Annotated in this window: 7 protein-coding genes; 5 read left to right on the top strand and 2 right to left on the bottom strand. The window is 49.8% G+C overall.

From position 1 onward, the window contains the following. The 5 genes from ACJROR_RS15225 to ACJROR_RS15205 all read left to right on the top strand — a co-directional run. Nucleotides 1-520 (top strand): PD-(D/E)XK nuclease domain-containing protein (locus ACJROR_RS15225; protein WP_406547833.1); only part of this gene is annotated, 520 nt, incomplete at its 5' end. 242 nt (nt 521-762) lie between these two features. Further along, the gene (gene traT / locus ACJROR_RS15220; protein ID WP_406038501.1) at nt 763-1,470 is read left to right on the top strand and encodes a complement resistance protein TraT; all 708 of its coding nucleotides are present in this window, start codon (nt 763-765) and stop codon (nt 1,468-1,470) included. A 182-nt stretch (nt 1,471-1,652) separates the two neighbouring features. Then, nucleotides 1,653-2,378, top strand: a complete 726-nt coding sequence (locus ACJROR_RS15215) for a DsbA family protein (protein ID WP_406547832.1) — start codon at nt 1,653-1,655, stop codon at nt 2,376-2,378. Nucleotides 2,379-2,572: 194 nt separating this feature from the next. Further along, complete coding sequence (locus ACJROR_RS15210; protein ID WP_406547831.1) at nt 2,573-3,163, top strand: hypothetical protein; 591 nt, start codon at nt 2,573-2,575, stop codon at nt 3,161-3,163. Between the two features lie 92 nt (nt 3,164-3,255). Further along, entirely contained in the window at nt 3,256-3,687 is a 432-nt protein-coding gene (locus ACJROR_RS15205) for a hypothetical protein (RefSeq protein ID WP_406547830.1), read from the top strand. A gap of 365 nt (nt 3,688-4,052) precedes the next feature. On the opposite strand, the gene ACJROR_RS15200 is transcribed toward ACJROR_RS15205, so the two are convergent. Then, nucleotides 4,053-4,430, bottom strand: a complete 378-nt coding sequence (locus tag ACJROR_RS15200; protein WP_406547829.1) for a hypothetical protein — start codon at nt 4,428-4,430, stop codon at nt 4,053-4,055. Nucleotides 4,431-4,679: 249 nt separating this feature from the next. After that, nucleotides 4,680-5,080: hypothetical protein (locus ACJROR_RS15195; RefSeq protein ID WP_406547828.1), on the bottom strand; the 401-nt coding region annotated here is incomplete at its 5' end.

Genomic DNA, 5,080 nt, shown 5'->3' with positions numbered 1-5,080 from the left:
CGGCATGCGCCGGTTTTTCAGCAGGAATCCGGTTATGAGAAAACATGCCGCGGATTTTATCAAGAGTCTGTTTTCCGGCAATGCCGCTGAAACGGAGGAGCATCTCAGCAGTCTTCTGGCCAAATATGTTTGCGTAAGAGACTGTGCCGCCGGCTCTGCCATTAATTCTGCTGCCAGCACCCCGCAGGAAAACTATTACCGCGGGCTTATCAGCGGTCTTCTGGTTAACGGAGTCTCCCTGGTAAAAGAACAGAAATCCAGCTTTGAATCCGAGGACGGTTACATAGACCTAATCATAGAATCAGCCGGCAACAAACGGATTATTGTCATCTTAGAACTGAAGCAGACTGAGGATGAAAAACGCGATACGGTGCTTATAGCCAGATCGGCCATAGATCATATTATCAGCAGAAAGTATGCCGATCCTTATCTGGAGAGACATGATATCGCCGGGATTTACGCTTACGGCATCTCCTTCTGCAAAAAAAGCTGCTCGGTGGCGGCGCGGACTTTGAAGTAACCGTATCAGGTTTAAAGCGTTTACTTCCGAGAGCGGACAGGTTTCCGGGGAACCGGAAGACGAATTTTTGCAGACACCGGGCAGAAACGGATTTTTGAGAAGCCACAATTTGTAACAATTTAGTTTGATTTTTCCGGAACATGTTCCCCGGGCTTTCTGTCATAATGAATATACAGCGGAGCTCGTTTTCGCTCCGCCTGACTTTTTCTGTCCGCTGGCTTTGTAACCAAAAGGAACTTTTTATGAATTTTAAAAACTGCAAGCCTTTGATCCTCGCCGCATGTCTTGCCGTAACTCCGGTTGCCATGACAGGATGCACCGCTTCGGGCGAGCATATCAGCGCCTACAAGCATCTCAGAACCCAGCTCAGCTATTCCCAGACCTTCAGAATTCCCTCCGACGGGCATGAGGTGGTGTATCTGGGCGTGCGGGATCTCTCCGGCGTGAATATGGAAAACGATGTTAACCACTATCTCCGGGAGGCCTTTATGAGCCGTCCCGGCTTTACCATGACCACGGATCCCAAGCAGGCCACCCTCAGGGTGTATGTCTCCTTCCTGCCGGTTCAGGCCGCGAGCCATAATGCCCAGGGCGGTGTGGCCACGGGCGCTATTGCCGGCGCTGCCGTGGGCACCACCATTGCCGCCACCACCCGGCATCTCTACTGGCGTCCTGAGGGCAGCCTGCTGGTGCTGGGCCTGGGACTTCTGGGAGCCGGCATCGGCTATGCGGCGGAGAGCGAAATCAGAATTGACCGGATAATCATGTCCATGGATCTGGAGGTGGAGCATTCCGACAGCCCGTACTCCGCTAAGTCCGGAAATTATGACACCTACCGCACCACCGTTACCTGCTCCGGCAGTCAGATGAACATGGATTACCGTTCGGCGAAGCCGGAAATGCTGAAATCCATGGCTGACGGCACGGTTAACATGATTTTCTTCAGATAGTCCGAAGGACTGTCCCCGTCTTTCCCCGAAGCCCGGCTCTGCCGGGCTTTTTACCGGGGAATATTTTCCGGAACAGGTCACAAAAATGCCGGAATGCCTGCCGGAGTCTCAGATCCGCAAACACAGATGTGATGCCTTGTGCTATCATTACGCTGTTTTTTAGCGAGGTGAAAATACATACGATGAAATTACGCTCACTTGTTCTGACATTAACCGCCGCCATGACCATGGCCGGCTTCGGCGCTGCCGCAGCCGCCGAGTTCAGCGCTGCCCAGAAGGCCGAAATTGAAAGCATTGTGCATGACTATCTTCTTAATAATCCGGATATTATGCTGGAGGTAGGGGATAAGCTCAAGGCCAGACAGGAAAAGCTCCAGGAAGCCCAGAGAGAAAAGGCGGTGAAGGAAATCCTGGCCAATCCGAACATCCCCCAGTCCGGAGCCGAAAAGCCCAAGCATACCATTATTGAATTCTTTGACTATAACTGCGGCTATTGCAAGCAGGCCAAGCCTCATACCATGAAGGTGCTGGAGAAGCATAAGGACGTCCGCTACTACTATTTGGAATTCCCCATTCTCACCGAGGTTTCGTATCACGCAGCCCGGGTAGGCGTGGCCATTTACGCCATGAATCCGGATCTCTATGTGAAGTACAACAACGATCTCATGACCAGAAAGGCCCGGCTGCAGAACGAGGCGGAGATTCAGGCCGAGGTAGAGGCGCTGGGACTTAAGTGGGCCGAGGTAGCGGCTCTTTCCAAGTCCGCTGCGGTAAGCGATGTGCTGAGCCAGATCAGAACTCTGGCGGATCAGATGCAGGTAACCGGCACCCCGTCCTTCATTATCGACGGTGTTCCCATGCACGGAGCTCCCCGTTCTGTTGAGACCGTGGAGTCTTACTTTAAGTAAAGGAAAGACCTATCCCTGCGGGAGCAGGGATCCCAGGAGCCCGCCCGCCGCGGGCTTTTTTGATCCGGGGAAAGCAGTCCGGAACCTGACCGATGCTTCGGATCTGCCCCCTGAGCTTCTTACATGTTAAAATTGTGAGCCGCGGCGGCGCCATGGCGTTCCCGCTTTAACTCAGACGACACGAGACAACGATTATGATTTCCAATGCAGATCCGGATTTTACCGCTCTGGTAAAGAAAACCGCCGGCATATTCTGGCCCCGGGATGATACTGACAGCGCCGATGGCATCTCCGGCGCCATTCTTTCCCTGATGGACGTTATCGCCGACCTAAACGGCCGCCTGGAATCCGCCGAGGATCCCCTGTATCAGGATGGCCTCAGACTTCTGGCCTCCAGGCTGGAGGATTACCGGCGGGAAAACGGCGGCCTCTCCAATGCCGAGGCCTGGCTCCTTGTGTACGGCATCGCCGGAGCCATGTCTTCCGAAAACCGGAAGGACAAAACCCCTCCGGAAGCGCTGGCTTTGGCTCTGAACGATCTTTATCCTGAAAACAGCTACGACGATACCGGCCGGCTGGTGCGGGACTCCGCTCCGGCGATATTCGGACTTCTGAGTCAGGGTTTTCAGCCGTCGCCCCTGTCCGGCGCCGGGGATAATCCTCATGCAGAGTCCTTCAGGCTCCTGGTGCGGGAATACCGGAATGTTTCCCCGGGGGAGGCGGAGATGATTTTCGGGGCGGTGAATCTCCTCCTGGTGCATCTCCGGGCCGTGCCCGGAGCTTAAGACGGCAACCGGACGGGCGGCTCCTGCCATGCGCAGGGCAGCCGCTTTTAAGTCCGGATTAATCAGAACAGTAAATCAGAACGGGAGGCGCAGTGTTTCAGTGCCGGTCATACAACAGACGCATGAATGTCTGGTATGTTTATGAGGTTGATTACGTTTGGGATGAAGCCAAACAGAAGAAGGTGCAGAGACGGAAATGCGTCGGCAAGATTGACCCGGAAACGGATCAGGTGATTCCCAATGGCAAACGGGGCCCGGCCCGCGTTACCCCGGGGGATATCAGTCAGTCTGCCGCCGGCTCCGGCAAGGAGCCGGAATCACGGGCGAAGAGGGCGGCTTCTTCTTCGCTGTTAACCGGAAGAAAATTCAAAGCGAAAGCGCAGAAGCTCTCCCGGACGCTGAAGGATTTGTCGGAACAGCTAGCCGTCATCGCTCAGGATTTAGATGAACTCCTGAAATGCGATGACGAAGATGAAGACGCATCACCCGAAGAAATGCCGTTATCAGAAGAAGAACCGTCATAGCGGCGGTCTTTTGGGGAACGGCTTATGTTTTCCGCGGTGCGGCACGCCTGACTTTGTATCCTGGAAAAGCCCCGGTTTGTCGCTTTCTGTTAATTCCGGGGGCGTCCGGATTTTTCAGCAGCGACGCCAGGAAGCCACCTCTTTAATGATTCTGTCGCAGTTTGCCTGGGATAAATCTCAGACAAAAGCGCCTTCTCCTATTTTGCTGATTTTCCTGATTGCGGCTTTAAATTTATTTCTGCTAAGGCTGTAATACGGGATAACAGCATGGAAACATTTTATAAAAATCAAAAATAAACACATCCCGGCACATGGCATGATCAAATATCATGTGCGATTTAACTATTCGGATCCAACCTTTGTCCTTAATGATGACTGGTGCTACCTGCTCTATATCCATCGTCATAGCCGGTATCATACCCCAGATTATAAGCATAATTCATGGCTAAATACATTTCCTGAGAAGAACAGTCCCAGTTACCAAACTTTTCTTTTAAACGATCAGAGTGAGGAAGATTGCCGTTTAATTCCTCTGGAAGATCCATTTGTTTGATATTGCTGTTTTTTTCAAAAGAATTAATGTTTCTGTTTGCTGTGCGTTTTTTATAATTTTTAGATATGCGGCGATGTCTGTTGTTTAATTGCTGCTGTTTATTTTTATAATTGTCAATAAAGCTGATAATTTTTTCATGATCTTGATTATTTTTACCTGGGGATAATATAAATCCAATTATAAAACACACTATAGCTAAAATAAAAAGAGTAAAGAAAACAACAGAACGAGTTGTGCTAAACTGAAACTCCCACGAGCCAAAAAACGCAGTAAAAAAAACAAAAAACTATATTTGCTATGATACAGCCAACAAAACCAAACAAAAATATTTTCCCAACAGTCTCCCTTTTAATACTCATAACAAGCCTCATCTAACACTTCAGAACTAAAATAATTCTTCTTGTTTATAATTATAACAATTTAATCTGCAATCCGAAATTCACATTTTTGAAAGAAAAACGAATATGAAAACAATAAATACTATTGCTATAATTACCCCATTGATGATGCTTAATATTCTTTGACCTTCTGTTAAACCTCCGGGAGGAGAGTACCGGTGATGGCAGGCATCAGAATGACCGGCATCATACGCCCTGCGCATCATTCTCATCTGTTCCCCGGCGGACATTCCGCAGTAGGTATTTCCGTAAAAACTTTCGGCAGAGCCTTCATTGATGTAATGGTTTGATTTTTTAACGGAAGAATCCCACTGATTACCATTGCCATTTTTATGATTTTTCTTATTGTGTTTTCTGTTAGAAGAGCCAGAGTTTGAGTATTCCTCAAAGCCGGTAGTTTTCCATACTTGATTTTGGGTTCTTCTTCGGCGTTTCTTCTGAG

The organism is Succinimonas sp. (assembly GCF_045225735.1).
In the GTDB taxonomy this organism is placed as follows: domain Bacteria; phylum Pseudomonadota; class Gammaproteobacteria; order Enterobacterales; family Succinivibrionaceae; genus Succinimonas.
Note: the sequence above shows the minus strand (reverse complement) of the source record. Positions and strands in the feature narration are given on the sequence as shown.